The sequence below is a fragment of the Nocardia sp. XZ_19_231 genome (genome assembly GCF_015355705.1).
GTDB classification, from domain to species: domain Bacteria; phylum Actinomycetota; class Actinomycetes; order Mycobacteriales; family Mycobacteriaceae; genus Nocardia; species Nocardia salmonicida.
The window spans coordinates 627141-650468 of the sequence record NZ_JACUZI010000001.1; the positions used below are offsets into that span (position 1 = coordinate 627141).

At 68.6% G+C, this 23328-nt stretch carries 20 protein-coding genes; 8 read left to right on the forward strand and 12 right to left on the reverse strand.

Translation table 11 applies throughout. The annotated features are described in order from the left end of the window. The first annotated feature begins 27 nt into the window (after positions 1 to 27). Complete coding sequence (locus tag IBJ82_RS02670) at positions 28 to 768, forward strand: SDR family NAD(P)-dependent oxidoreductase (RefSeq protein WP_194824335.1); 741 nt, start codon at positions 28 to 30, stop codon at positions 766 to 768. After that, on the forward strand, positions 765 to 1004 hold the full coding sequence (locus IBJ82_RS02675) for a 4-oxalocrotonate tautomerase family protein (RefSeq protein ID WP_228536599.1): 240 nt from the start codon (positions 765 to 767) through the stop codon (positions 1002 to 1004). Before IBJ82_RS02670 ends, IBJ82_RS02675 begins: the two co-directional genes overlap by 4 nt. A gap of 38 nt (positions 1005 to 1042) precedes the next feature. Here IBJ82_RS02675 and IBJ82_RS02680 read toward each other — a convergent pair whose 3' ends face one another. From IBJ82_RS02680 to IBJ82_RS02700, 5 genes are all read right to left on the reverse strand, one after another. Continuing rightward, positions 1043 to 1600: a hypothetical protein gene (locus IBJ82_RS02680; RefSeq protein ID WP_194824337.1), complete on the reverse strand. Its 558-nt coding sequence runs from the start codon at positions 1598 to 1600 to the stop codon at positions 1043 to 1045. Between the two features lie 135 nt (positions 1601 to 1735). Further along, the gene (speD, locus tag IBJ82_RS02685; protein ID WP_194824338.1) at positions 1736 to 2941 is read right to left on the reverse strand and encodes an adenosylmethionine decarboxylase; all 1206 of its coding nucleotides are present in this window, start codon (positions 2939 to 2941) and stop codon (positions 1736 to 1738) included. 8 nt (positions 2942 to 2949) lie between these two features. After that, on the reverse strand, positions 2950 to 4053 hold the full coding sequence (locus tag IBJ82_RS02690; RefSeq protein ID WP_194824339.1) for a type III PLP-dependent enzyme: 1104 nt from the start codon (positions 4051 to 4053) through the stop codon (positions 2950 to 2952). A 103-nt stretch (positions 4054 to 4156) separates the two neighbouring features. Further along, a complete protein-coding gene (locus tag IBJ82_RS02695) occupies positions 4157 to 6655 on the reverse strand; it encodes a DEAD/DEAH box helicase (RefSeq protein ID WP_194824340.1) in 2499 nt (832 codons plus the stop codon). Positions 6656 to 6747: 92 nt separating this feature from the next. Further along, the gene (locus tag IBJ82_RS02700) at positions 6748 to 7692 is read right to left on the reverse strand and encodes a proteasome assembly chaperone family protein (protein WP_194824341.1); all 945 of its coding nucleotides are present in this window, start codon (positions 7690 to 7692) and stop codon (positions 6748 to 6750) included. 254 nt (positions 7693 to 7946) lie between these two features. Here IBJ82_RS02700 and IBJ82_RS02705 point away from each other — a divergent pair, with 254 nt between their 5' ends. Beyond that, a complete protein-coding gene (locus IBJ82_RS02705; protein WP_370585114.1) occupies positions 7947 to 8669 on the forward strand; it encodes a sensor domain-containing protein in 723 nt (240 codons plus the stop codon). Between the two features lie 145 nt (positions 8670 to 8814). Next, on the forward strand, positions 8815 to 9981 hold the full coding sequence (locus IBJ82_RS02710; protein WP_194824342.1) for a DUF4192 domain-containing protein: 1167 nt from the start codon (positions 8815 to 8817) through the stop codon (positions 9979 to 9981). Between the two features lie 10 nt (positions 9982 to 9991). On the opposite strand, the gene galE is transcribed toward IBJ82_RS02710, so the two are convergent. Both galE and IBJ82_RS02720 read right to left on the reverse strand, forming a co-directional pair. Next, a complete protein-coding gene (gene galE, locus IBJ82_RS02715; RefSeq protein ID WP_194824343.1) occupies positions 9992 to 10972 on the reverse strand; it encodes a UDP-glucose 4-epimerase GalE in 981 nt (326 codons plus the stop codon). 3 nt (positions 10973 to 10975) lie between these two features. After that, complete coding sequence (locus tag IBJ82_RS02720) at positions 10976 to 11662, reverse strand: metal-dependent transcriptional regulator (protein ID WP_056815561.1); 687 nt, start codon at positions 11660 to 11662, stop codon at positions 10976 to 10978. Positions 11663 to 11791: 129 nt separating this feature from the next. On the opposite strand from IBJ82_RS02720, the gene IBJ82_RS02725 reads away from it, so the two are divergent. Continuing rightward, entirely contained in the window at positions 11792 to 13033 is a 1242-nt protein-coding gene (locus IBJ82_RS02725; RefSeq protein ID WP_194824344.1) for an acetoin utilization protein AcuC, read from the forward strand. Further along, positions 13026 to 16109, forward strand: a complete 3084-nt coding sequence (locus IBJ82_RS34455; RefSeq protein ID WP_370585115.1) for a GNAT family N-acetyltransferase — start codon at positions 13026 to 13028, stop codon at positions 16107 to 16109. The genes IBJ82_RS02725 and IBJ82_RS34455 overlap by 8 nt, the downstream gene beginning before the upstream one ends. 156 nt (positions 16110 to 16265) lie before the next feature. Here the strand turns inward: IBJ82_RS34455 and IBJ82_RS02740 are convergent, their stop codons facing one another. The 3 genes from IBJ82_RS02740 to IBJ82_RS02750 form a co-directional block, all read right to left on the reverse strand. Beyond that, positions 16266 to 17234, reverse strand: coding sequence for a sigma-70 family RNA polymerase sigma factor (locus tag IBJ82_RS02740; RefSeq protein WP_056811283.1), 969 nt, complete (start codon positions 17232 to 17234; stop codon positions 16266 to 16268). Positions 17235 to 17403: 169 nt separating this feature from the next. After that, positions 17404 to 18903, reverse strand: coding sequence for a methyltransferase (locus IBJ82_RS02745; RefSeq protein WP_194824345.1), 1500 nt, complete (start codon positions 18901 to 18903; stop codon positions 17404 to 17406). A gap of 118 nt (positions 18904 to 19021) precedes the next feature. Further along, on the reverse strand, positions 19022 to 19759 hold the full coding sequence (locus IBJ82_RS02750) for a VOC family protein (RefSeq protein WP_194824346.1): 738 nt from the start codon (positions 19757 to 19759) through the stop codon (positions 19022 to 19024). 247 nt (positions 19760 to 20006) lie between these two features. Here IBJ82_RS02750 and IBJ82_RS02755 point away from each other — a divergent pair, with 247 nt between their 5' ends. Beyond that, positions 20007 to 21338: an MFS transporter gene (locus IBJ82_RS02755; protein WP_194824347.1), complete on the forward strand. Its 1332-nt coding sequence runs from the start codon at positions 20007 to 20009 to the stop codon at positions 21336 to 21338. 16 nt (positions 21339 to 21354) lie between these two features. On the opposite strand, the gene IBJ82_RS02760 is transcribed toward IBJ82_RS02755, so the two are convergent. Further along, complete coding sequence (locus IBJ82_RS02760) at positions 21355 to 21711, reverse strand: DUF3099 domain-containing protein (RefSeq protein WP_228536604.1); 357 nt, start codon at positions 21709 to 21711, stop codon at positions 21355 to 21357. A 144-nt stretch (positions 21712 to 21855) separates the two neighbouring features. Between IBJ82_RS02760 and IBJ82_RS02765 the strand changes: the two genes are divergently transcribed. Next, on the forward strand, positions 21856 to 22095 hold the full coding sequence (locus IBJ82_RS02765) for a DUF3039 domain-containing protein (protein WP_194824349.1): 240 nt from the start codon (positions 21856 to 21858) through the stop codon (positions 22093 to 22095). Here the strand turns inward: IBJ82_RS02765 and IBJ82_RS02770 are convergent. Next, a complete protein-coding gene (locus IBJ82_RS02770; RefSeq protein WP_228536605.1) occupies positions 22065 to 23081 on the reverse strand; it encodes a YihY/virulence factor BrkB family protein in 1017 nt (338 codons plus the stop codon). The two genes, IBJ82_RS02765 and IBJ82_RS02770, sit on opposite strands and share 31 nt — an antisense overlap. Positions 23082 to 23328 lie beyond the last annotated feature (247 nt).

The following is a 23328-nucleotide window of genomic DNA, read 5'->3' on the forward strand; positions in this document are numbered from 1 at the left end:
GTCGTATCGAATGAAAGGGAAGACACCATGTCCACCATCAAGACGGCCATCGTGACCGGATCCTCCAGCGGAATCGGGCGCGACATCGCCCGTGCCTTCGTCGAGCGCGGTGACAATGTCGTGCTCAACGGGCGCGATGCCGCGAAGCTCGCGGCGGTGGCCCAGGAGTTGGGCGCGCCCGAGCGCACGGCGGTCGTCGTCGGCGATATCGGCTCGCCCGCAACGGGTTCGGCGCTGGTCGCGGCCGCGGTCGAGCGATTCGGTGGGGTGGATGTGCTGGTCAACAACGCGGGCACGTTCGCGGCGAAGCCGTTCACCGAGGTCACCGCCGACGAACTGACCGGCTACCTCGACGGCAACCTGAAAGGCACCTACTTCACCACGCAGGCGGTGGTCCGACGGCTCCGAGAGCAGGGCACGGGCGGCAACATCGTCAATATCGGCACGGTGCTCGTCACGCACGCGATCGCCGATATCCCCGCCTCCGCGCCATTGGCCAGCAAGGGCGCGATCCACGCGTTGACCACGAGTTTGGCGGCCGAACTGGCTGCCGACCGCATTCGCGTCAACGCCGTCGCCCCCGGCTTCGTGCGCACGCCGCTGTTGGCGAGTGGTAACGAGAATGTCTTCGGCGGGTTCGCCCTCCTCGACCGTCTCGGCGACGTCACCGAAACCACCTCGGCCGTGCTGTATCTCGCCGACGCCGAGTTCGTCACCGGGCACATCCTGCCCGTCGACGGCGGCTTCATTTCCGGTCGAGCAGCCTGAAACACCATCGAAAGGACACGATCATGCCGTACGTGAACATCAAGGTCACCGATGAAGGGGTCACCACCGAGCAGAAGGCGCAGCTCATCAAGGGCGTCACCGATCTGCTCTTCGATGTGCTCGGGAAGGATCCCGACCTCACCTTCGTGGTGATCGACGAAGTGCCCCTGACGGATTGGGGTGTGGGCGGGCTGAATGTCGCCGAGTACCGGGCGAAGCGCGCGGCCAAGGGCTGAGTTGATCGGTGAGCCGGAATTCCGCCCGGCTCACCGACTCAGGCGGGTCCGTCGAGGGGGACCGAGGCGTCGAGTGCGAACCAGCCCATGGAGATTCGCTTGCTTTTCGTCGAGAAGTAGCTCGGGCCCAGCCACAGATCCGGTTCGATCTCGCGCAGTTCGTCGTAGATCCGCCGCGCCGGTCTCCGGGAGCCGACGCGGGGATCGTCATAGTCGAAAAGCACTGCCGCGCGCCCGTCGATCACGGAATCGCCCACCGTGGCGACGAAATTCAACGCCCGCATGCCGCCGAGGAGGCGAAAGACATTGTGGCCGACGGCCACCTCGTCCACGTGACGAAACGACTTGGCCACCCAGAAGTACGACGGTCGAGCCATCATCGGCCCCAGCAGTCGCTCGCCCGATCCGGGGAACGAGCGCATCGTCACGTCACCGTCGAGCCGCGCGAAGTCGGCCACCGTCACATCGGGTGCCGTGGCGAACAACCTGCGGAATTCGGTGAGTCCCGCCGCGGACAGCGCGTCGAGGCGGGGTCGGTGATCGGACGGGTAGCGGACCGGCATCAGACCGTTCGCGGACAACGGTGTCGGCTTCATGGGCGGACTCGATTCTGTCGAAACTCGGTCTTCGCATGGTGCCAAGTAGCGGCGCACGCCGGTGCCGGTTTCGCCGGACCCATGAGAGCGGGCCGGGACGCAGCACGCGTCCCGGCCCGCTCTCGGTGCGGATTCCTACTGGTCGCGCAACGCGTACGGCTCGATCGCGCCGCGCTCCAGTGCCCGCGCGTCGATGGTCTCGGCGCGGTAGGGGAGCAGGGCGAGGCGGTCGCGCATGCCGCGGACCGGGTCGTCGATCTTCTCGTTCAGGCCGAACAGGAAGGTCCACTCGTGCTCGTCGCTGCCGTAGGGGACCACGGTGGCGAACTGCTCGTGGAAACGACCCCACGAACGCTTCAGCGTCTCGTTGCGCCACATCGTGGCGCAACCGGCCTGGGCCGACAGCACGCCGCCGGGGGCGAGCAGTGCCTTACATCGGGACAGGAACTCCGACTCGTAGAGGCGGTTGTGCTGGGCGTCCTCGACGCGCTCGTCGGGCAGATCGATGACGATCACGTCGTAGCGGGTACCCGCCGCCTGCGCGTTCGCCAGGAAATCCCAGCCGTCGGCGTAGTGCACGTGGACCCGACCCTCGTGCTTCACCGCGGCGGTGAGCTCGGCGGTGGTGTAGCCGTAGGGCAGGTGCTCGGCGCACAGCTCCACTTCGCGCTGATCGATATCGACGTGGTCGACCAGGGTCGCCCCGGCCGCCACCGACATCTGCGAGGCCACACCCTCACCGGAACCGATGATCAGCACCCGATCGAGTTTCTCCGCCAGCACGAACGCCGGGACCATCATGGCCTCGTGGTAGGTGACCTGGGAGAACTCGGTGGACTGACGATCGTCGTCGGAGAACAGGGAGATCCCCTGATCGGTGCGCGCGATCACCATGTGCTGGAACGGGGTGTTGGTATCCACGATCACCTCGTGCAGATCCCAGATCCGGGTCAGGCCGTCGCCCACCGGTTCGTAGATCTTCTCGGCGCCGTGGCCACGCTGGACCGTCTGCATCCGAACTGTGGTGGGGGACAACTTGTCTCGGAGCAGTTCGACTGCTTTCGTCGCGCCCGCACCGATGCTGCCGCAGGTGAAGACGTCGACGAAGATGTCGCCGGACTCCGGATAAGTGTGAATCGAGGCGTGAGACTCCGACAACAGCGCGAGGACGGTCACCCCCTGCGGATCGAACTTTTTATGTACGACTTCGCAGATGGTGACGCCCGCCGCGATCAAAGACTCACGCAACGCCGATTCGAGTCGTTCGAGATCGTCACACAGGGCCGTGTCGACGCCACCGAACTCGGCCAGCACGTGCCAACCGGTGAATTCCGCCGTCATGGGCAAACTCACTCTCGCTCAGCGCCCGAGACATGAACGGTCAAGGGCGGAAAACCATTGAAGGACACCGACGAATAACTCGCGGTATAGGCGCCGGTGTGCAGGATCTGAATCCGGTCACCGGCTCGCAACGTGGTCGGCAGAAGGACCTTCGTGCGTTGATACAGTACATCGTCGCCGTCGCAGGTCGGACCCGCGACCACCGCCTCGTCGACCGGATCGCCGTCGCGATCGGTGACGAAACGGTAAGCGATGTACTCGTTCTCGGTCTCGGCCATACCGTTGTATCGGCCGATGTCGAGATACACCCAGCGCCGACCGTCCGGCGCGAAACGCACGCCGACGACCTCGGCGTGCACGGTGCCCGCGTTACCCACCAGCGCACGGCCGGGTTCCACGATCAGGCCGGTGGCCGCGGGCAGGAACTCGGCGGCGGCACCGGTGATGGCGCCCGCGATAGCGTCGAGTTCGGGGGCCTCGTCGGCGTAGGAGATCGGCAGACCGCCACCCACATTCACCGCCGAGACATGAATGTCCTTGTCCGCCAAGGCTTTGACGATCTCACCGGCCTGCTCGACACCGATCCGCCAGGCGGCGGGGTCGAGTTGCTGGGAGCCGACGTGGAAATAGGGACCGCCGACCGTCAGGCCCAGATCGCGGGCGCGCACCAGCAGTCGCAGGGCTTCGGCGGGCGCGCACCCGAACTTGGTGCCGAACGGGGTCCGTGATTCGGGCGCCGAGGACAGGAATCGGCACTCGACCTCCGAGCCCGGCGCGTGCTCGGCGATGCGGCCGAGGTCGTCTTCGGTGTCGAAGGCGTAGCGGCGCACGCCGAGGGCGAAGGCACGCGCGATATGGGCGCTCTTCTTGATCGGGTTGCCGTAGCAGAGCCGCTCGGGCGCGACGCCGAGCTCGAGGCACTGGTCGATCTCGCCGATGCTGGCGACATCGAATTCGGCGCCCTCGTCGTCGAGCAGCGTGATCAGTTCGGCCACCGGGGCCGCTTTGACCGCGTACCGGATCCGGGTGCCCGCGCAGACGGCGGCATCGAGGGTTCGGTAGTTGGCACGTACCCGCTCAGGGTCGATGACAAGGTACGGGGATTCGGGCACGGTGAACTTTCTCCTCGGCGGCCGGGAGAGACTATCAGCGGCGCCTACCCAACAACGAATCCGTCAAACATTCGTCATATTAGTCATAGTCAGTCGGTATTACTCAGCCTGCCGTGACTGTGACCTCGTCGAACACGACCTCGCCCGCGGCGTCGGACTCCTCGAGATCCACGATCGCCGTCAGTGCCCAGCCGTGATCGCCGGCCGGGTCGTCGAGCACCTGGCGAACGTGCCAGAAACCGGGCCGCTGCTCCACCTGGAACAGCTGTGGGCCGCGTGCGTCGGGGCCGGTGCCGATCGTGGCGTACTCGTCGAAATAGGGGGCGAAGTCCTCGGCCCAGTCGGGGCCGGTGCCGAGCTGGTCGAGTTCGTACCAGCGGCGTCGCGAAGCCAGCTCCACGCGGCGGAACATCGCGTTGCGGACCATGATTCGGAAGGCGCGTTCGTTGGCGGTGATCGGGCGCACCGTTTCGGCGCCGAACGCGACCTGCTGGGCGTCGTTCTCCGCGCCCGGGTTGGTGAGCTGTTCCCACTCGTCGAGCAGGCTCGAATCGACCTGACGGATCAGTTCGCCGAGCCATTCGGTGAGATCGTCGAGATCCTCGGTGCGCGCGGCGTCGGGCACGGTGCGGCGCAGGGCACGGTAGGCGTCGGCGAGGTAGCGCAGCACCACGCCTTCGGAGCGGGTCAGTTCGTAGTGCGAGATCAGTTCGGCGAAGGTCATCGCGCGTTCGATCATGTCGCGCACCACCGACTTCGGTGACGGCGCGAATTCCGAGACCCAGGGGTGTCCGGCCCGGTAGGTCTCGAACATCGGATCGATCAGCTCGGCCAGGGGCTTGGGCCAGGTGACTTCCTCCAGGAGCTCCATCCGCTCCTCGTATTCGATACCGTCGGCTTTCATCTCGTTGACGGCGACACCACGGGCCTTGTGCTGCTGGGCCATCAGCAGCTGGCGCGGGTCTTCGAGGGTGGCCTCGATCAGGGAGACGACATCGAGTGTGTAGGTGGGACTTTCGCGATCGAGAAGGTCGAACGCGGCCAGCGCGAACGGCGACAGTGGTTGGTCGAGCGCGAAATCGCGTTGCAGGTCGACGGTGAGCCGCGCCATCCGGCCCTTCGCATCGGGTTCGGAAAGCTGTTGCACCACACCGGCATCGCGCAGCGAACGGTAGAGCCGCAGGGCTCGCAGGATGTGCTTGCGTTGTGCGGGACGCGGCTCGTGGTTGTCCTCGAGCAGGTGACGCATCGCGTAGAAGCAGTTGCCCGGGCGGGCGATCACGTTGAGCAGCATCGAGTTGGTCACCGCGAAGCGCGACACCATCGGCTCGGGTGGGGCGGCGATGAGACGGTCGAAGGTCTCCTCGCTCCACGAGACGAAACCCTCGGGCGGTTTGCGGCGCACCACTTTTCGCTGCTTCTTCGGGTCGTCGCCCGCCTTGGCGATCAGGCGGGTGTTCTCCACCTCGTGCTCGGGTGCCTGCACCACCACGGTGCCCATGGTGTCGTAGCCCGCGCGTCCGGCGCGTCCGGCGATCTGGTGGAACTCACGGGCTTTGAGCCTGCGGGTGCGCACACCGTCGTATTTGGTGAGGCCGGTGAGCAGTACCGTGCGGATCGGGACGTTGATGCCGACGCCGAGGGTGTCGGTGCCGCACACCACTTTCAGCAGGCCGTCCTGGGCGAGCTTTTCCACCAAGCGGCGATATTTGGGCAGCATGCCCGCGTGGTGCACGCCGATGCCGTGGCGGATCAGCCGCGACAGCGTCTTGCCGAAGCCCGAGGCGAACCGGAACTCGCCGATGGCGGCGGCGATCGCGTCCTTCTCGGCGCGGGAGGCGAAGTTCACGCTCGTCAGTGCCTGCGCGCGTTCGAGGGCGGCCGCCTGGGTGAAGTGCACGACGTAGACCGGCGCCTGGTGGGTGGTCACCAGCTCTTCGAGGGTTTCGGTGATGGGGGTGCGCACGTACGAGAACGTCAGGGGGACAGGACGTTCGGTGCCCGCGACCACCGTGGTCGAGCGGCCGGTGCGCGCTTCGAGATCGGTGGCGAAGAAGTCCACCTCGCCCAACGTCGCCGACATCAGCAGGAATTGGGCGCGGGGGAGTTCGATGATCGGCACCTGCCACGCCCAGCCGCGGTCGGGGTCGGCGTAGAAGTGGAACTCGTCCATCACGATCTGGCCGACCTCGGCCGCCGCGCCCTCGCGTAGCGCCAGGTTCGCCAGGATCTCCGCGGTGGCGCAGATGATCGGGGCGTCGGCGTTGACCGCCGCGTCGCCGGTCACCATGCCGACGTTCTCCGCGCCGAACACCTCGCACAGCGCGAAGAATTTTTCGCTGACCAGTGCCTTGATCGGCGCGGTGTAGTAGCTGCGCTGCCCGTTGGCCATGGCGAACAGGTGCGCGCCGACCGCCACCAGGGACTTTCCGGAACCGGTCGGCGTCGCCAGGATGACATTGGACCCCGAAGCCAACTCCATCAGCGCCTCGTCCTGCGCTGGATACAGTGGTGTGCCCTGCTCGGCGGCCCACGCCGAGAACGACTCGTAGAGTGCGTCGGCGTCGGTCCCGGGAATTTCGAGTAGGTCGGTCAGATCCACTCCGACAACCCTAGTCTGCGCGGCGGGCGAAGCCCTCGTCGGCCGCGCATGGCCGGAGCGAAGGCGCAGCTACGCCTAGTGGGTCCGGTGGGTCAGTCCTTACCGTCGTCGGCGGTGTCGTCATAACCACCCTGCTCGGCCAGGAAGCGCTCGAACTCGGCCCCGATCTCCTCACCGCTGGGCAGTTCACCGTCGGCGGCCAGCAGGCTGGACTGGCGTTCCTGGGCGGTGACGAAGCTGTCGTATTGGCGTTCCAGCGCGGTGACGACCGTCTCCACCTCCTCGTTGCCCTCGATGTGCTCGGCGACCTGCTCGCGCACCCGCGCGGCCGCCTCGCCCAGCGCCGACAGCGGCAGGTCGAGGCCCGCGTTGTCGGCGAAGTTCTCCAGCAGCGTCTGCGCGGCCTCGGGGTAGTCGGTCTGAGCCAGGTAGTGCGGCACGTGCACCGAGAACCCGAGCGATTCGTGGCCGTGCTGAGCCATCCGGTACTCGAGCAGCGACGACGCGCTACCCGGCACCTGCAACTCGCCCGGCCAGCGCTGGTGCTCGCCGATCAGCGAACGGTCCGAGGAATGCGCGGTGACACCGAGCGGACGCGTGTGCGGGATCGCCATCGGAATCGCCGAGAGGCCGATCGTGCGGCGTACGCCCAGCTGTTCGGCCAGCAGCCGCACCGCGGTGGTGAACTTCTCCCAGCGCAGATCCGGTTCCAGGCCCGAGAGCAGCAGGAACGGGGTGCCCGCGGTGTCGCGCAGCGCCCACAGGTTCAGTTCCGGCTCGGCGTACTCGGCGAAGTGATCGGTCTTGAACGTCATCAGTGGGCGGCGCGAACGGTAATCGAGCAGCTCGTCGACGTCGAAGGACGCGACCAGTTCCGATTCGAGGCTCTCGCGCAGATGGGTCGTCGCCAGACGCACGGCGTGGCCGGCGTCGGTGAAACCTTCCAGGCCGTGCACCAGCACGGGGCCCGCGCCGTCGTCCGAGGACAACTGCGGCGCCGGGAACTCCAGTTCGTACATATGCGACTGGTCATCCATCGCGTTTCTCCTTCCTGCGCGGTCCACCATCGCTCGCGGGGTGGGGAAGCGGATCTCCATTGTCCCCCACGCGAGCAGTGCTGTCGCACACGGCCGGGGACGGCTCGTCCTGGTAGGCAACAGCATGGACGCGCCGCGCATTCCCGCACCACCGCTGCCAGGGGGCAACAGGCGGTGGCCGTGGGGGCGTGCTGTGCCTCCCACACGGCGTGGCGGGCCCGGGCCGATAGACGCGGTGGGGCACAGTGGACGGTGTGAACGTGGCGCAGGCGACACCGATCCGCGCGGGTGATCCTGGCCTGCGTCGCTGGTGGCTGGGGTTGGCGGTAGTTTCGTTCGCGCTCACCGGGTGCGCGCAGAGCGTCAGCGGGACGCCGGTCGCCGAGAGCGCCGTGTCGGTGCGACAGGTCGAGGGTTCGTTGGCCGAACTGTTGCCGGCACCGTCGCGGTTTCCGGCCCGATACCCGGCGGTGGTGCTGCCCCCGCAGGCGGCGGCGGCCGCGGCGGGTGATCTCGATGGAGTCGGCGCGGGTGCGTCGGTCAGTCCGACGCAGTGCACGCCGACCGAGCCCGAGCCCGGTGGGGAGCCCGCGGCGGTGGCGGTCGGATCCGATGACGCGAGCCGGGCCACGCTCACCGTCGAATTGTCGCGGAGCGCCGAACCGGTGGCGCGGCTGCGTGATCGGCTCCGCGAGTGCGGACAGATCCAGGTGCGGCGGGCCGGTGCGGGTTCCACTGTCACGACGGTGCTCGACCAGGCCGTACCCGCCGGTACCGACGATGCGATAGCGTTGCGGCGCACCGTGGTTCCCGAAGTCGGCGGTGTGGGGCTGACCCAGACGATGCAGACCTCGATCGGGCAGATCGGTGATGTGCGCATCACGGTGACAGCGATGACTTTCGGTGCGGGACAACCGGATACGGCAGCTGTGGACGAGATGTTCGCGACAACTGTCGCCTCCGTGCGCGGCAGCTGAGCGCCTACCACGGGGCGGTGACAGATTCGCCGGCGTCGCGGTGCAGGGACCGGGGTTACTCCACAGTTCCGGCGCTACTCACAGGGCGGATAAAAGCCCAGGTCGGTGCAGTCGGTGCGCGGTAGGCGGCGGGCACGGTGGAGTCATGACGCCATCGACGAACCCCACCCGCCGGGCCGAGCGCACCGGACCGTTTCCCCGCGCACTCGGCTGCGCCGAATCCACCCCCCGCTATCCCGGCGGACTGCCGCGCCCACCACTGCGGGTCGACGAACCCGGTGAACTGATCGCCGCCCTGCCCGCGATGCTCGGCTTCGTGCCCGAACGATCCCTCGTCGTCGCGGTGCTGCACGAGGTGGCGGGCGGGGCGGCGGAGGCGATCGAGGCGGTGGTGCGCTTCGACCTCGACGTGGCCACCGACATGCGGCTGCTCGACCAGTTCACCGCCTGCCTGGCATCGATCTGCCTGCGCGAAGAGGCGACCGGGGTGCTCGCCGTCTTCGTCGAGGACCGCGCTGAGTTCGAGGGGGAGGAAGTCCTGCGCGCCGCCGAGTTGATCGACGTGCTGGCCGAGGACGGGATCGCGGTACGTGGCGCCTGGTCGGTGCGGGCGATCGCGGCGGGTGAGCGCTACCGCAGTGTCTTCGGCACGGTCGGGACCGGCCTGGTCGCCGATCCGTCGTCCTCGATTGTCGCGGTGTCACATGTGCTGGAAGGCAAGCAGATTCGCGGTTCCCGCCGTGAGATGACCGCGCTGATGATTCCCGACGACCTGCTGAGCGCGCGCGTGCGCGCCCAGCTCGGGGCGGCCCACGCGCGGTATCGGGGTGGGCTGGCGGCGGCGACGCGCGCCGGGAACATGGTCGCCTACCAGCGGCGGGCATTGGAATGGGTGCTGTGGCAGATCGCCGACACCGCGTCCGGCGCACCGCGGGCCGAGCGCGAACTCGCGCGGCTGGCCGTGACCCTGCGTGACCGGCCGATCCGCGACGCCATGTACGGGCTGGCGCTGGGCGATCACGCCGAAGCCGCCGAGCTGCTGTGGGCGCAGCTGGCGCGGGCGACACCCGGTGCCGACCGCGCCGAAGCGGCGGCCCTGCTCGGTTTCAGCGCCTATCTGCGCGGCGACGGACCCTTCGCCGGCGTGGCTATCGCCGCCGCCGTGGAGGCCGACGCCGAGCACGCGATGGCGGCATTGCTGGAGACTTCGCTGCAGACCGGGTTGCGGCCCGAACGGCTGCGCAGACTCGCGCATTGTGGTCACCAGATCGCCGCCGATCTCGGGGTCGACATCGGCCCGATCGCCCCGTGAGGCGGACGTTTCAGCGAGCGCTGTGGGCGTTCGCGCCGAGGGAACGCAGGAAATCCCAAGCGTCGGAGACGATCTCGTCGAGGTCGTTGTGCTCGGGTCGCCAGCCCAGTTCGGCGACCGCGCGGTCACTCGAGGCGATCAGGACAGCCGGATCACCCGCGCGCCGCGGCGCGTCGATCGTCTCGATCGGCAGGCCGGTGACCCGCTCGCACGCCGAGATCACTTCGCGCACCGAGAAACCCGTGCCCGAACCCAGGTTGCAGATCCGGTGTGTGCCCGGCTGCGACGACGACAGCGCGAGCAGGTGCGCCTGCGCCAGATCGCGGATGTGGATGTAGTCGCGCACACACGTACCGTCCGGCGTCGGCCAGTCGGTGCCGTACACCGAAATGGCCTTGCGGTGACCCAGTGCCACCTGCAACACGAGGGGAATCAGATGTGTTTCCACGACCCGGTTCTCACCGAGTCCGGCATAGGCGCCTGCCACGTTGAAGTAGCGCAGGCTGGTCGCGGCCAGATCGTGCGCCGCCGCGTAGGAGGTGATGGCGTGATCGATGGCCAGCTTGCTCGCACCGTAGGGATTGGTGGGGCGAGTGGGCGAGTCCTCGGTGATCGGGACCTGCTCGGGCTCGCCGTACACCGCGGCCGTGGAGGAGAACACCAGTCGCGGTGTGCCGGACTCGCGGATCGCCTCCAGCAGCGTCAGCGTCTTCACGACATTGCCGTGCCAGTACTTCTCCGGCTGTTCCACCGACTCGCCGACCAGCGACTGCGCCGCGAAATGCAGGACGCCGTCGAAGGATTCGGCACGCAGCAGATCGGGGGCGGCGACGGCGATATCGCCGTCGACGAATCGGGCACCGGCCGGAACACCGTCGGCGTTACCGGTCGAGAGGTCGTCGACGACGACGACCTCATGGCCCTCTTCGAGCAGTACGGCGGCGCAGCCGCCACCCACATAGCCGGCGCCGCCGGTGACAAGAAGTTTCACGAATCAGACCAGCCTCACCTGGACGGCATGCGCCATCTCTTCGGACAGTTCGAAACCGTTGTGGCCCGGCACTGTGATCAGTACCGCACCCGGCTTGGTCTCCACGGTAACGCGAGCATCAGGAACAACGCCCGCCTCACGCAACCGCCCGATGACCTCCGGGTCGGTCTGGATGTGCTCGGCCAGCCTGCGCACGACCACCGCGTGCAGGGCGCCGTTGGGCAGATCGGAGAGCCGGATCAGCTTCTCCTCGGCGGCGGGAGCGTCGGCCAGACCGAGTTCGTCCAAGCCGGGAATCGGGTTGCCGTAGGGCGAGGTGGTCGGGTGATTGAGCACCTCGATCAGGCGCCGCTCCACCTCCTCGCTCATCACGTGCTCCCAGCGACACGCCTCGGCGTGCACGTTCTCCCAATCCAATCCGATGATGTCGACCAGCAACCGCTCGGCGAGCCGGTGCTTGCGCATCACCGACACCGCCATGGACCTACCTTTGTCGGTGAGCTCGAGATGGCGATCGCCGGCGACGAGCAACAGGCCGTCGCGCTCCATCCGCGCGACCGTCTGGCTCACCGTCGGACCACTCTGCTCGAGGCGTTCGGCGATACGCGCCCGCAGGGGCACCACGCCCTCTTCCTCGAGGTCGTAGATGGTACGGAGATACATCTCCGTGGTGTCGACCAGATCCTTCACCTGATACCCCTTCGTCTGCACGAATTCTACCCACGCGCGAACGCCGGTCCGCCCGTCGGACCAGCGGCCCTATTTCTACTGCATGTCAACGCCGCACGGGGTCCGCTGCTTCCGGCTAGCGTGGCGAGCATGGTCACGTTGCCGCGCAGCGAACACACAGGGACTGTCGTATGGACCGAGCGATTCCTCGGTTACACCTGGAGTCCGGAGCATCCGATGAAGCCGGCGCGCCTGCAATACACCATGTCGCTGGCCCAAAGCTTAGGTCTTCTCGACGGTGTCGAGCCGCTGGCACCCGACGCGGCGACCGAGTCGGATCTGATGCGGGTCCACAGCAGCGCCTACATCGAGGCGGTGCGCCGGGCGGGGCAGGGGCCGCCGACGCCCGAGGATGCCGTCTACGGCCTCGGAACCGCCGACAATCCGGTGTTCCCACACATGCACGAGGCGGCGTCGGTGATCGTCGGCGGCACCCTCGCCGCCGCGCGGGAGATCGCGGCGGGCCGTACGCGGCGCGCGGTGAGCATCGGCGGCGGAATGCACCACGCCATGCCGGATTCGGCGGCGGGGTTCTGTGTCTACAACGATGCGGCGATCGCCATCTCGTGGCTGCTCGAGAACGGCTTCGATCGCATCGCCTACCTCGATGTCGATGTCCATCACGGCGACGGGGTGCAGCGGGCGTTCTATGCCGATCCGCGCGTGCTCACGGTCTCGCTGCACCAGCATCCGGCGACGTTGTGGCCCAACACCGGTTGGCCGGAGGAGACCGGGGTCGGGACCGCCGAAGGCACCTCGATCAACCTGCCACTGTTGCCCGGAACACGAGATGCGCAGTGGTTGAGGGGATTTCACGCGGTGGTACCCGGGGCGGTGGCCGCGTTCCGGCCCCAGATCATCGTCAGCCAGTGCGGTGTCGACACCCACCGCGAAGATCCGCTGGCCGATCTGGAGCTCACCGTCGACGGTCAGCGCGCGGCGTTCCTCGCGATGCGGGACCTGGCCGACGAGTACGCCGAGGGGCGGTGGCTGGCGATCGGCGGCGGCGGATACGGCGTGGTGCGAGTGGTGCCGCGAGCCTGGACCCACCTGCTCGCCGCGGCACTCGACCGCCCGCTGGCCCCCGAAACGCCGGTGCCCGCCGACTGGATCGAACAGGTGCGAGCGTCCGCGCCGCGGGTGCAGCCACCGACGACCATGGGCGACGGGGGCGACACCGCCTACCGCCCATGGGACGGACCGGGCGGCACGCCCGAGATCGGCGATGCGGGCCAGATCCGCGCGCAGCGAGCGGTCGACACCGCCATCACGGCCACCCGACGGGCGAGTTTCGGCCTGCTCGGCCTCGACCCGGAGGATCCACGTGACTGAGCCACTGCTGCCCGATACTTCCGACACGCCCGCGAATCCGCCTGCGCCACCCCAACACTGGTTCGGCGATGTGCTCGCCGCCGACGGCGGTGTGGTCCAGGTTCGTCCGATCGTGCCCGCCGATGCCGACGCGCTCGCCGCCTTTCACACCGGTCTGTCCGACCGCACCCGGTATCTGCGCTACTTCGGTCCGTACCCGCAGATCTCGCCGAAGGACATGTACCGCACCACCCACGTCGACTATCGAGATCGGGTCGGCCTCGTCGCGGTACTCGGCACGGCCATCATCGCCGTGGCCCGCTACGAGCTGCTCGCTCGGCAGGGCCCACGCGCGGCCGAGGTGGCCTTCGTGGTCGCCGACGAGCACCAGGGACGTGGGCTCGGTTCGGTGCTGCTCGAGCATCTGGCCGGCGCCGCCGCCGAGAACGAAGTGGTCGCGTTCGTCGCCGAGGTGCTGGCCGAGAACGAGGCCATGATCACAGTCTTCCGGGAGGCGGGCTACCAACTGCAGCGCAGTCGCGACGGTTCCGAAGTGCACCTCGAATTCGCCATCGACCCCACCGAAGCGCTGCGCACCGTGCGGGATTCGCGGGAGGCGGCCTCGGAGGCGCGCAGCGTCGGAAACCTGCTCGCACCCGGTTCGGTCGCGGTGATCGGCGCGTCACCGGAACAGACCCGCGTCGGCGGCGCCGTGCTCGCGAATCTGCTCGCAGGCGGTTTCAGCGGGCCGGTGTTCCCGGTGAATCTGCACCGGCGTTCGGTGCGCGGCGTGCGGGCCTACGCCACGGTGCGCGAGATCCCCGACGAGGTGGACCTGGCGGTGGTGGCGGTGCCGCCCGCCGCGATCGGGGCGGTCCTGGACGACTGCATGGCCAAGGGAGTCAAGGGCCTGGTCGTGCTGACCGCGGGCTTCGGTGAGACCGGGGCGGCCGGGCTGGCCGCCGAACACGACCTGGTCGCCGCGGCACGTGGGCACGGCATGCGGGTGGTCGGGCCGAGCGCACTCGGCATCGCCAACACCGACCCCGCGGTCGGCCTGAACGCCACGCTGGCCCCTGTCCTGCCCGAGCGCGGACGGATCGGGTTCTTCTGCCAGTCCGGCCCGCTCGGTGCGGCGATTCTCGGCGAGGCCGCGGCACGCAATCTCGGCCTGTCGACGTTCGTCTCGGCAGGCAACCGAGCCGATGTCTCGGGCAACGATCTGCTCCAGTACTGGGATACCGCCGCCGACACCGAGGTGATCCTGCTGTACCTGGAGAGCTTCGGTAACCCGCGCAAGTTCTCTCGTCTGGCCCGCCGGGTGGCCCGCGGCAAACCGATCGTGGCGGTGAGCAGCGGTCGCCTCGCCGCGGGCGCCGACATGGACCGCACGGTGGTCCGTGATCTGTTCGGCCAAGCCGGAATCATCCAGGTCGACTCCATCTCCGAACTGTTCGACTGCGCCGCCCTGCTGGCCTGTCAGCCGCTTCCGAAGGGCCCTCGGGTCGCCGTGGTCGGCAACAGCGCCGCACTGAACTGGCTGGCGATCGACGCCGCCCGCAGCGAAGGGTTGCGGGTGTATCGGCCCGTCACCGCTGTCGACCGAGGTCCCGGTGCCCGACCGACTGAGCGCGGACTGCAAGGCACTCCGCCGATCGAGCGGGACTCGGAGGGGGCGGTGCGGGCTGAGCGAGGTCCGAACAGTTCGCTGGGGACCGACCGCGATTCGCAGGAAGTGCCCGACAGGGACTCCGACCGCGCCGGACGAATCGGCCGGGAGGCCGATCGTGGCAGGGTCGGGCGGGGAGTGGATCGTGGGCGGCGGACCGGACGGGATTCCGACCGTGCGGAGCAGGGTTCGGATCGTGGCGGCCGGACCGGGTGGGGCGTGCGTAGCGCTCGACGGGCCGGTCGTGGTGCGGACAGCATCGAGCCTCCCGCGCGGGAGCCGGACACCGCCGAGCCGTTCGAGCGGGGAGCAGTCGGTGTGGGAGTCGACGGGCCGGTGGACCTCGGTCCGGAGGCCACACCCGCCGACTTCAGGGAGGCGGTCCTCGCCGCGCTGCGCAGCGACGAGGTCGACGCGGTGATCGTTGTGGTCGCGCCGCCGGTTCCGGTGCCGATGGAGGGCTTCGGGGATGCTTTGCGGGCTGCCGCCGCGGCAGCGCCGGAAAAGCCGGTGCTCACCACCTTTGTCGCGGAATCGGGCATTCCGCGACAGTTGGCGGTGCGGACCACCGCGGGTGCTCCGGCACGCGGATCCATCCCGTCCTACCCGGACCCTGAGCGGGCCGCACGTGCGCTGGCCAGGGTCGACCGGTACGCGCGCTGGCGTGACCGGCCGATCTCGCCGGTCACGCGCCCGCCCGGGATCGACACCGCGGCCGCGGCGGCACTCGTGGAGGGCTGGTCGGCGGAATCGGGCGGCCGCTGGCTCACCGATGAGGAGGCGGTGCTGCTGCTCGACTGCTACGGGATCGATGTGGTCGAGTTCCGGGCGGTGCGCGATGCCGAACAGGCCGTCGCCGCGGCCGAGGAACTGGGCTATCCGGTGGCGGCCAAGGCCACCGGGGAGCTGTGGCGGCGTCGACCCGATCTGATCGGCGTGCGCTTGGACCTGTGGGGGCCGGACGCGGTCCATCAGGCCTACACCGACCTGGTGGAGATCTGCGGCGATCCGCTCCTGCACGTGCAGAAGATGGCGACCAAGGGGGTCGGCTGCGTGCTCCGCGTCACCGACGACCCCTCGTTCGGGTCGGTCATCCAATTCGGCCTGTCCGGCATGATCATCGACCTGCTCGGCGACCGCGCCTACCGCGCACTACCGCTGACCCAGGACGAGGCGACCGCACTCATCGACGCACCACGAGCAGCGCCACTGCTGTCGGAGGGCCCGGGCAGAACAGGGGTCGACAAGGCGGCCCTCGCCGAACTTGCCCAACGTATTTCGGCCCTGTTCGACGACATCCCTCAGATGCGCGAACTCTCGTGCGATCCGGTGCTCGCCGCCTCGGCCTCGGCGGAGATCATCTACGCCCGAGCGCGCATCGGTCCGGAACCCAGCCGCTTCGACACCGGCCCCCGCCGATTGGCCTGAAGGTGCGACGGCCCTGACCTGCCGCTACCTGATGCGGAGCCGATGCGGGGCCCGGTGAACGAACAACGCCGACCGGCTCGCGACCCGGAGGGGAGGGTTCGCGGTCGCCGGTCGGCGTTTCGGCAGACGACCCCGTGGGGCCGTCGAGTTTTCGGATCAGCTGGCGTAGGCGCGCAAACGGTCGGCGCGGTCGCCCTTGCGCAGCTTGGACATGACCTCGCGCTCGATCTGGCGCACCCGCTCACGGGACAGGCCGAACAGCTTGCCGATCTGGTCCAGGGTGCGCGGCTGGCCGTCGTCGAGACCGAAGCGCAGGCGGATGACCTGCTGTTCGCGCTCGTCGAGCGTGGCAAGGACGCTGCGCACGTCGTGGTGCAGCAAGCCGGCGATAACGGCGCTCTCGGCGGAGGTGGCCTCGGAATCCTCGATGAAGTCGCCGAGCGGGGCCTCCTCGTCGTTGCCGACGGGCATGTCCAGGCTCACCGGGTCGCGGCTGTGATCGAGGAGGTCGGCGATCTTCTCCACCGGGATGCCCGACTCGTTGGCGAGTTCGGCGTCGGTGGCCTCGCGGCCCAGCTGCTGGTGCAGTTCACGCTTGATCCTGGCGAGCTTGTTCACCTGTTCGACCAGGTGCACGGGCAGCCGGATGGTGCGGCTCTGATCAGCCATGCCGCGGGTGATCGCCTGGCGGATCCACCAGGTGGCGTAAGTGGAGAACTTGAAGCCCTTGGCGTAGTCGAATTTCTCCATCGCGCGGATCAGTCCGAGGTTGCCCTCCTGGATCAGGTCCAGCAGCGGCATGCCGCGGCCGGTGTAGCGCTTGGCCAGGGATACGACCAGACGCAGGTTTGCCTCGAGCAGGTGCGAGCGGGCGGCGGAGCCCTCGCGGACCAGGATCGCCAGATCACGCTTGCGAGCCGCCGTCAACCGCTTACCGGTCGATAGCAGGTTCTGGGCATACAGGCCCGCCTCGATGCGCTTGGCCAATTCGACCTCGTCGGCCGCCGTGAGCAGTGCCGTGCGTCCGATTCCGTTGAGGTACACGCGTACCAGATCGGCTGCCGGGCTCTGGGCGTCGATATCGGCCTCGCTGGGGCGCAAACGAGTGGTGGCGGGGCTTGTCATGACTTGCCTCCTGTCGGTGGTGTCTCATTCCGTTCAACGGACCCGACGTAGAGAAAGTTCCCGTTCCCGCGGTCGATAAACCGCTCTGAGCTGCTGGTTCCCACCCCAACGGCTGAGAAGTTCCTGAGAAGAGCGCCGTAGCCGGAACTCGCTGTCACCGCGGGGCGATTCAGACGGGCCGCACCAATCCGTGGCGGACGAGTCCGGCGACCACACCGAGTGCCTGGGCGGCGAATTCCGGCGTGACCTGCTCGGCTCCGTCGGCGAGGGCGAGTAGTTCGATCAATTCGTACAACGGCAGCCCGTCGGGCCGCATTCCCGCCACCAGGGCGATCGTCGACTCGTCGACCTCGTGCTGCCAGCGCGGTCCGTCGCCGCGATGGAGCCGGGTCACCTGTTCGGTCCAGCCGAACTCGCCGGGCAGGAACACCCGTTCCAACGCGGTCGCCGGGCTCGGCGCGAAACGGGAAGTCCACGCGAGGCTGTCGTCGCCGGCCACCGCGCGCAGCCATGCCGACCGGGCGAAGTACCCGGCCACCTCGGTGCCGAGCGGGTCGTCGAAGCCGTGGGTGAGGTCCTCGGCGAGGAGTTCGGTGGGGCCGTCGATCGCGCGGAGATAGACGAAGCCGAACCCGACGCCTTCGACGTCGGCGGCATCGAAGGCGTCGAGCCACCGTGCCGCCTGTTCCTGGGCGGCCGGGTCACGGGGGTCGAGACCCGCGTCGCGCAGCCAGGTGCCGACGTAGAGCGCCGGGTCGGCGACGTCGCGCTGCACGACCCACGCGTCTACGCCGTGCGAGGGCAACCAGCTCGACACCCGTTGCCGCCAGTCCTCGCCGTCCACGTGCACCCAGGCCGCGAGCATGGCCGCTGTGCCGCCGGGTGCCAGCAGCTCGGGCGCCTGCCCGATCACCAGTTGGCTGGCGCCGTCCAGGGCGAGCCCGGAGTCGCGATAGGTGTGCTCGATGCGGGCCGGACCGACCACGAACGGCGGATTGGCCACCACCTGATCGAAGCGCCGCCCGGCTACCGGCTCGAACCAGGACCCTTCGAGCAGTTCGATATCGAGTTCGTTGAGCGCAGCTGTGGCCTGGGCCAGCCACAAGGCCCGCGCGTTGACGTCGGTCGCGGTGACCCGGCCCGCGTAACCGGCCGCGTGCACGGCCTGCACGCCACAGCCGGTGCCCAGATCCAACACGGTGCCGACCGGTTCGGTCGGTGTCGCTCGCAGCAACGACAGCGACGCGTGCCCGACGCCGAGAACGTGATCCTCGGTGAGCGTGCGCCTGCGCATCGAATCGTCGAGATCGGACAGGATCCATCGCGTACCCGCGCCGACATCGAGCGGCCGCAGATCCAGCGCGGCCCTGACCTCGTCACCGTCGCGCGTGAGCAGACCCGCCGCCACCGCCGCATCGGTGCGTACCGGCGCCAGCGCGGCGGCGACCTCGCGCTCGGGCAACACGTCTCCGAGCAGCAACAACCGCACCAGCGTGCCCAGCTCGCCCGCCGCCCGTGCGGCCCGGCGTACCGGCACCGGCTCCGAACGGCTCAGCGCCGCATGCACATCGGGTCCCAGCGCCTCCACCAGCGTGTCGGCGTCGTAGCCGACCCGGATCAGCGCGGTGCGCAGGTCCGGGCACAGCGCGGTGAGCAGGGAGGCGGTCATTGTCGGGTTCGTAGGCACTCGCCTACTCTGCCAGGACCGCGAGGGCTGAGAACGACCAGCTGCCGCTGCGTGTCGCCCGGGGCTCAGAGCCCCGGGGCGCCTGCACGTTCAGAGTGACTCAGCCGGTGTAGGGGTCTCTGGATGTCACGCAGTACAAGGCGTTTCCGGGGTCTCGTAGGACTATCCAGTGTTCGCCGTCGGTGATTCGGGTGGCGCCGAGGGATTCGTGCCAGGCGGCGGTGGCGGCGATGTTCGACGAGGCCAGGTCGGCGTGCGCGCCCGTGGGTCCGGGCTCATCGAGGCGCTGGAGCAGAAAGTGCAGTGGCTGGTCGGGGCCGCGGAGGCTTGAGAATTCCGGGCGGCGGCCGGGCTTGTGCGTCCAGTCGGTGAGTGCCTGCCAGAAGGCAGTATCGGCGTCGATGTCGCTGGGAGACAGGTCGAGACAGATCTGGTCGAGGCGCGTCACTGTGCCGTCGGGTGCGGTCGACACCGTCACCGGTGCGGGCCCGAGATCCGACGAGTCGGCGGCCGGAGTGAGGCAGAACGTCTGTCCGGCAGGCGATTGCAGCACGGTGTAGTCGGGCAGCTCGGCAACGACGCGGGCGCCGAGTCGGGTCGCTGTCGCTACCGCGGCGGGGATGTCGTCGACGTCGAGGTCGAGATGGATGCCACCGTCGTCGTCGACCGCTTGCATCTTGATCCACGCGGGTCCCGAGGCGGGCAGCAGCGTGACGAATTCGTCGTGCTCGCCACGCGGTGCCGACACAGTGGAATCGGTGACCTTCGCCCAGAACCGCGCACAGTCGGCGAAGGTGTCGACGGGCCGATCGAGAAATGCCCAGGTCCAGCGAATCATGCTGTCTCTCTTCCGATATGAGGACACTCGCAAAGCCGTCGGCCGAAATCGGTTGTCCTGTCAGGCCGCGCGGGTGGTCCTGTCCGAACGGTAGGCGGCTCCGGCTCCGCTGTCGACAGGCTCGAGGTGCGCCGCTGTCGCGGTACGTCGTGCGCGGCGCGTCTACCCATTTCCGGTGGCAGAATATTGACGAAACATGTCACACCGGCCACTCGCTCCTCCAGCGCTGATCCGGCACGCTGACCGAGTGACCGATTTACGTGCGCCTGTGCCGCCCACCGGCGACGACCCGGCCGACAACCTCACCCTCACACCGGCATCGGTCACCGACGAACGTCACCGACTCCACCCCGCGTGGATCGTGGCGGGCGTCGGATTCGTCGCTCTGCTCGGCGCGGCCGCTTTCCGCTCGGTGCCCAGCGTCCTCATCGACCCGCTGCACACCGAATTCGGCTGGTCGCACGCCACGATCTCCACCGCCATCTCGCTGAATATGCTGCTCTACGGCCTGATCTCGCCGTTCGCAGCCGCGCTGATGGACCGATTCGGCATTCGCAAGGTGGTGTGTTCGGCGCTGGTGCTGATCGCCGCGGGCAGCGGGCTGACGGTGTTCATGACCCAGGCGTGGCAGCTGGTGGCGACGTGGGGACTGCTGGTGGGTATCGGCGTCGGGTCGATGTCCATGCCGTTCGTCGCGACGATCACCGGACGCTGGTTCGTTCGGAGTCGTGGCCTGGTCACCGGGGTGCTCACCGCCGCGGGCGCGACCGGTCAGCTGGTGTTCCTGCCTCTGGTGTCGATGCTCGCGACCGAGCACGGCTGGCGACTGCCGTCGCTGCTCGTGGCGGCGGTGGCGCTGTCGGTGGTGCCGCTGGTGTGGTTGTTCGTGCGCGACTATCCCAGCGATGTGGGTGTGCGTGCCTATGGGGCGCCCGCCGGTTCGGACGCGGGGGTGCGGGTGCCGATCGCCGGTGGCGCGAACCGGGCGCTGACGGTCTTGGCCTCGGCCGCGCGCAGGCCCGGATTCTGGCTGCTGGCGGGCGGATTCGCGATCTGTGGCGCCTCCACGAACGGCTTGGTCGGCACCCATTTCGTCACCGCCGCCCACGACCACGGCATGCCGCCGACCACCGCCGCCGGACTGCTGGCACTGGTCGGGATCTTCGATGTGGCAGGCACCATCGCCTCGGGCTGGCTCTCCGACCGGATCGACCCGCGCTACCTGTTGCTCGGCTACTACTCGCTGCGCGGTCTGTCGCTGCTGATCCTGCCGTCACTGCTCGGCCCGCACACGCAGCCGAGTATGTGGGTGTTCATCGTGTTCTACGGCTTGGACTGGATCGCGACGGTTCCGCCGACGGTGCTGCTGTGTCGTGAGATCTTCGGCGCCGACGGCCCGATCGCGTTCGGCTGGGTCTTCGCCGCCCACCAGGTCGGCGCCGCGATCGCCGCCACCGGGGCCGGTCTCATCCGCGACCTGCAGGGCTCCTACGACCTCGCGTGGTATCTCGCGGGCGCTCTCTGCGGCATCGCGGCCGTCATGTCGATGCTGGTCCGCCGACCGGAGACGGCCGGATAGCCGAAACCCGCGGCGCCTATTCCAGCGTCTTGTGGTGTCCGGATTCGAGGGCGATCTGATTGTTGCGACCGTCCCAGCGGCTGGGTTCGTCCTTGGTGCGCGGCGGCCGATCGTTGGCGATCAGCACCGCGATCCACGGCAGCGGCACCGAGGCGGCGAGGATCAGGATCGACAGCAGCGGATTCTCGAACGCGCTGTAGGCGATCGCGGCGAGGACCAGGCACGGGATCCGGAAGGCCATGATGAAGGTGTAGCGGCGCACCCTGGCGCGATGCTGCTCGTCGAGCGAGGGTGCGGCCTCGGTGATCAGCACGGCATGTTCGGCGGGGGCGGGACGGAAGAACCCACGCGAGGACTTGGGCTCGGTGGGCATGGTCACTTCCGCGTCCGGCTTCGATTCGTCGGCGCCTGGGGCATCGCCGTAGGACTGCATACCCCCGAGTCTTCCACTCGGCGTCGTCGAGCGCACACGCGCCTGGTCAGCGGTGCGGGCACCGGATGCGGCATCATGGAAGGCGTGAGTACAGACACTCTGGTACGCCCGGAAACCACGACCGACGAGACGACCAGCGACGACACCCCCAAATTCTTCCATTACGTGAAGAAGGACCGGATCGCCGAAAGTGCCGTGATGGGCACGATGGTCGTCGCGCTGTGCGGCGAGGTTTTCCCGGTGACGCGTTCGGCCAAGCCCGGCTCGCCCGTGTGCCCGGACTGCAAGAAGGTCTACGAGGGCTTGCGCAAGGGCGGCGACTGAGCGGAGTGCTCGGTCGGTGACGCCGGCGCCTCGGGTGAGGCGTCGGCGGTTTCGTCGTGCTCGTCGTCTTCTTCGTCGTCACCGCGCACCTGGCTGGTGATCCACTCCTTGACCTGCTCCATCCGGGTGGCCCGGGCAGGCCAGAATTCCTGAACGGCGGCGTTGAACTCCGCGCCCAGGATCACCGCGAAGCCGAGGAAGTACGTGAACAGCAGAAACGCGATCGGGGTGGCCAGCGCGCCGTAACTCACCCCGGTGGCGGTGATCCACGACAGGTACCGGCGCAGCAGGTCGCTGGCCGCCAAGAAGAAGACTCCGGCCACCAGCGCGCCGCCGAAGAGTCGATGCCACGGCAGCGATTTGTGCAAGGCCAACTTGTAGAGCGTGGTCAGGCCGACGATCAACAGCACGCCCACGATCGGATAGTAGAAGGTGTCGATCAGCCGCAGCCCCGGCTCACGCCACGCCTCGGGCAGCACCCGCCCGATTCGAGTCGGGCCCAGCGCGATCACCGGCAAGATCAGCACCGCGGCCACCAGGAACTGCACGTACAGCAGCAGCGCGAAGATCCGCTGCCAGACCGGATGACGCGCGTCCTGCTGCCCGTGCGCCTCCACGATGGCGTCGACGAAGGTGGCCATCGCCGAGGATCCGGCCCACAGCGAGAGCACGAAACCCACCGACACCAGCGCGCCGCGTCCCTTGCCGAGCACGTCGTCGACGGTGGGTTCGATCAGATCCGAGACCACCGACGGACTGAAGAAATCGCGGCTGAACGCGATGATCTTGCTCTCCACGATCAACACGGTGTCGGGCCCGAACAACCCGCCCACGTAGCCGAGGCTGCCGAGAAGGCCGAGCAGCAGCGGTGCCAGCGACAGCGTCTGCCAGAACGCCGCGGCCGCGGACTTGGCGAAAATCGAGTTGTCCCAGGACTTGACCGCGACCCGGACCACCAGCCGCCACGCCGTAGCCAGCCAGCGCATCCACCGCGCGCGATCGCTGCGACGTTGCGGGGCCGCCTGCGCGCCGGCCGCGGGGCGTGCGGGCGCGTCGCGGGGCGGGCGCGCCCGCGGCGGGTGCGCCGCGTCGGCAGCCGGGACCTGGTCGTTGCTCATCTCAGTGTCAAGCATCCCGCACGATGGGGGTCTGTGTGGTGCGGGCGCGGCATCGTGTCGGTGGGTAACAGGTAAATGGCCGGTGACCACGGGCGCGGTTGTGATGCCTGTCGCC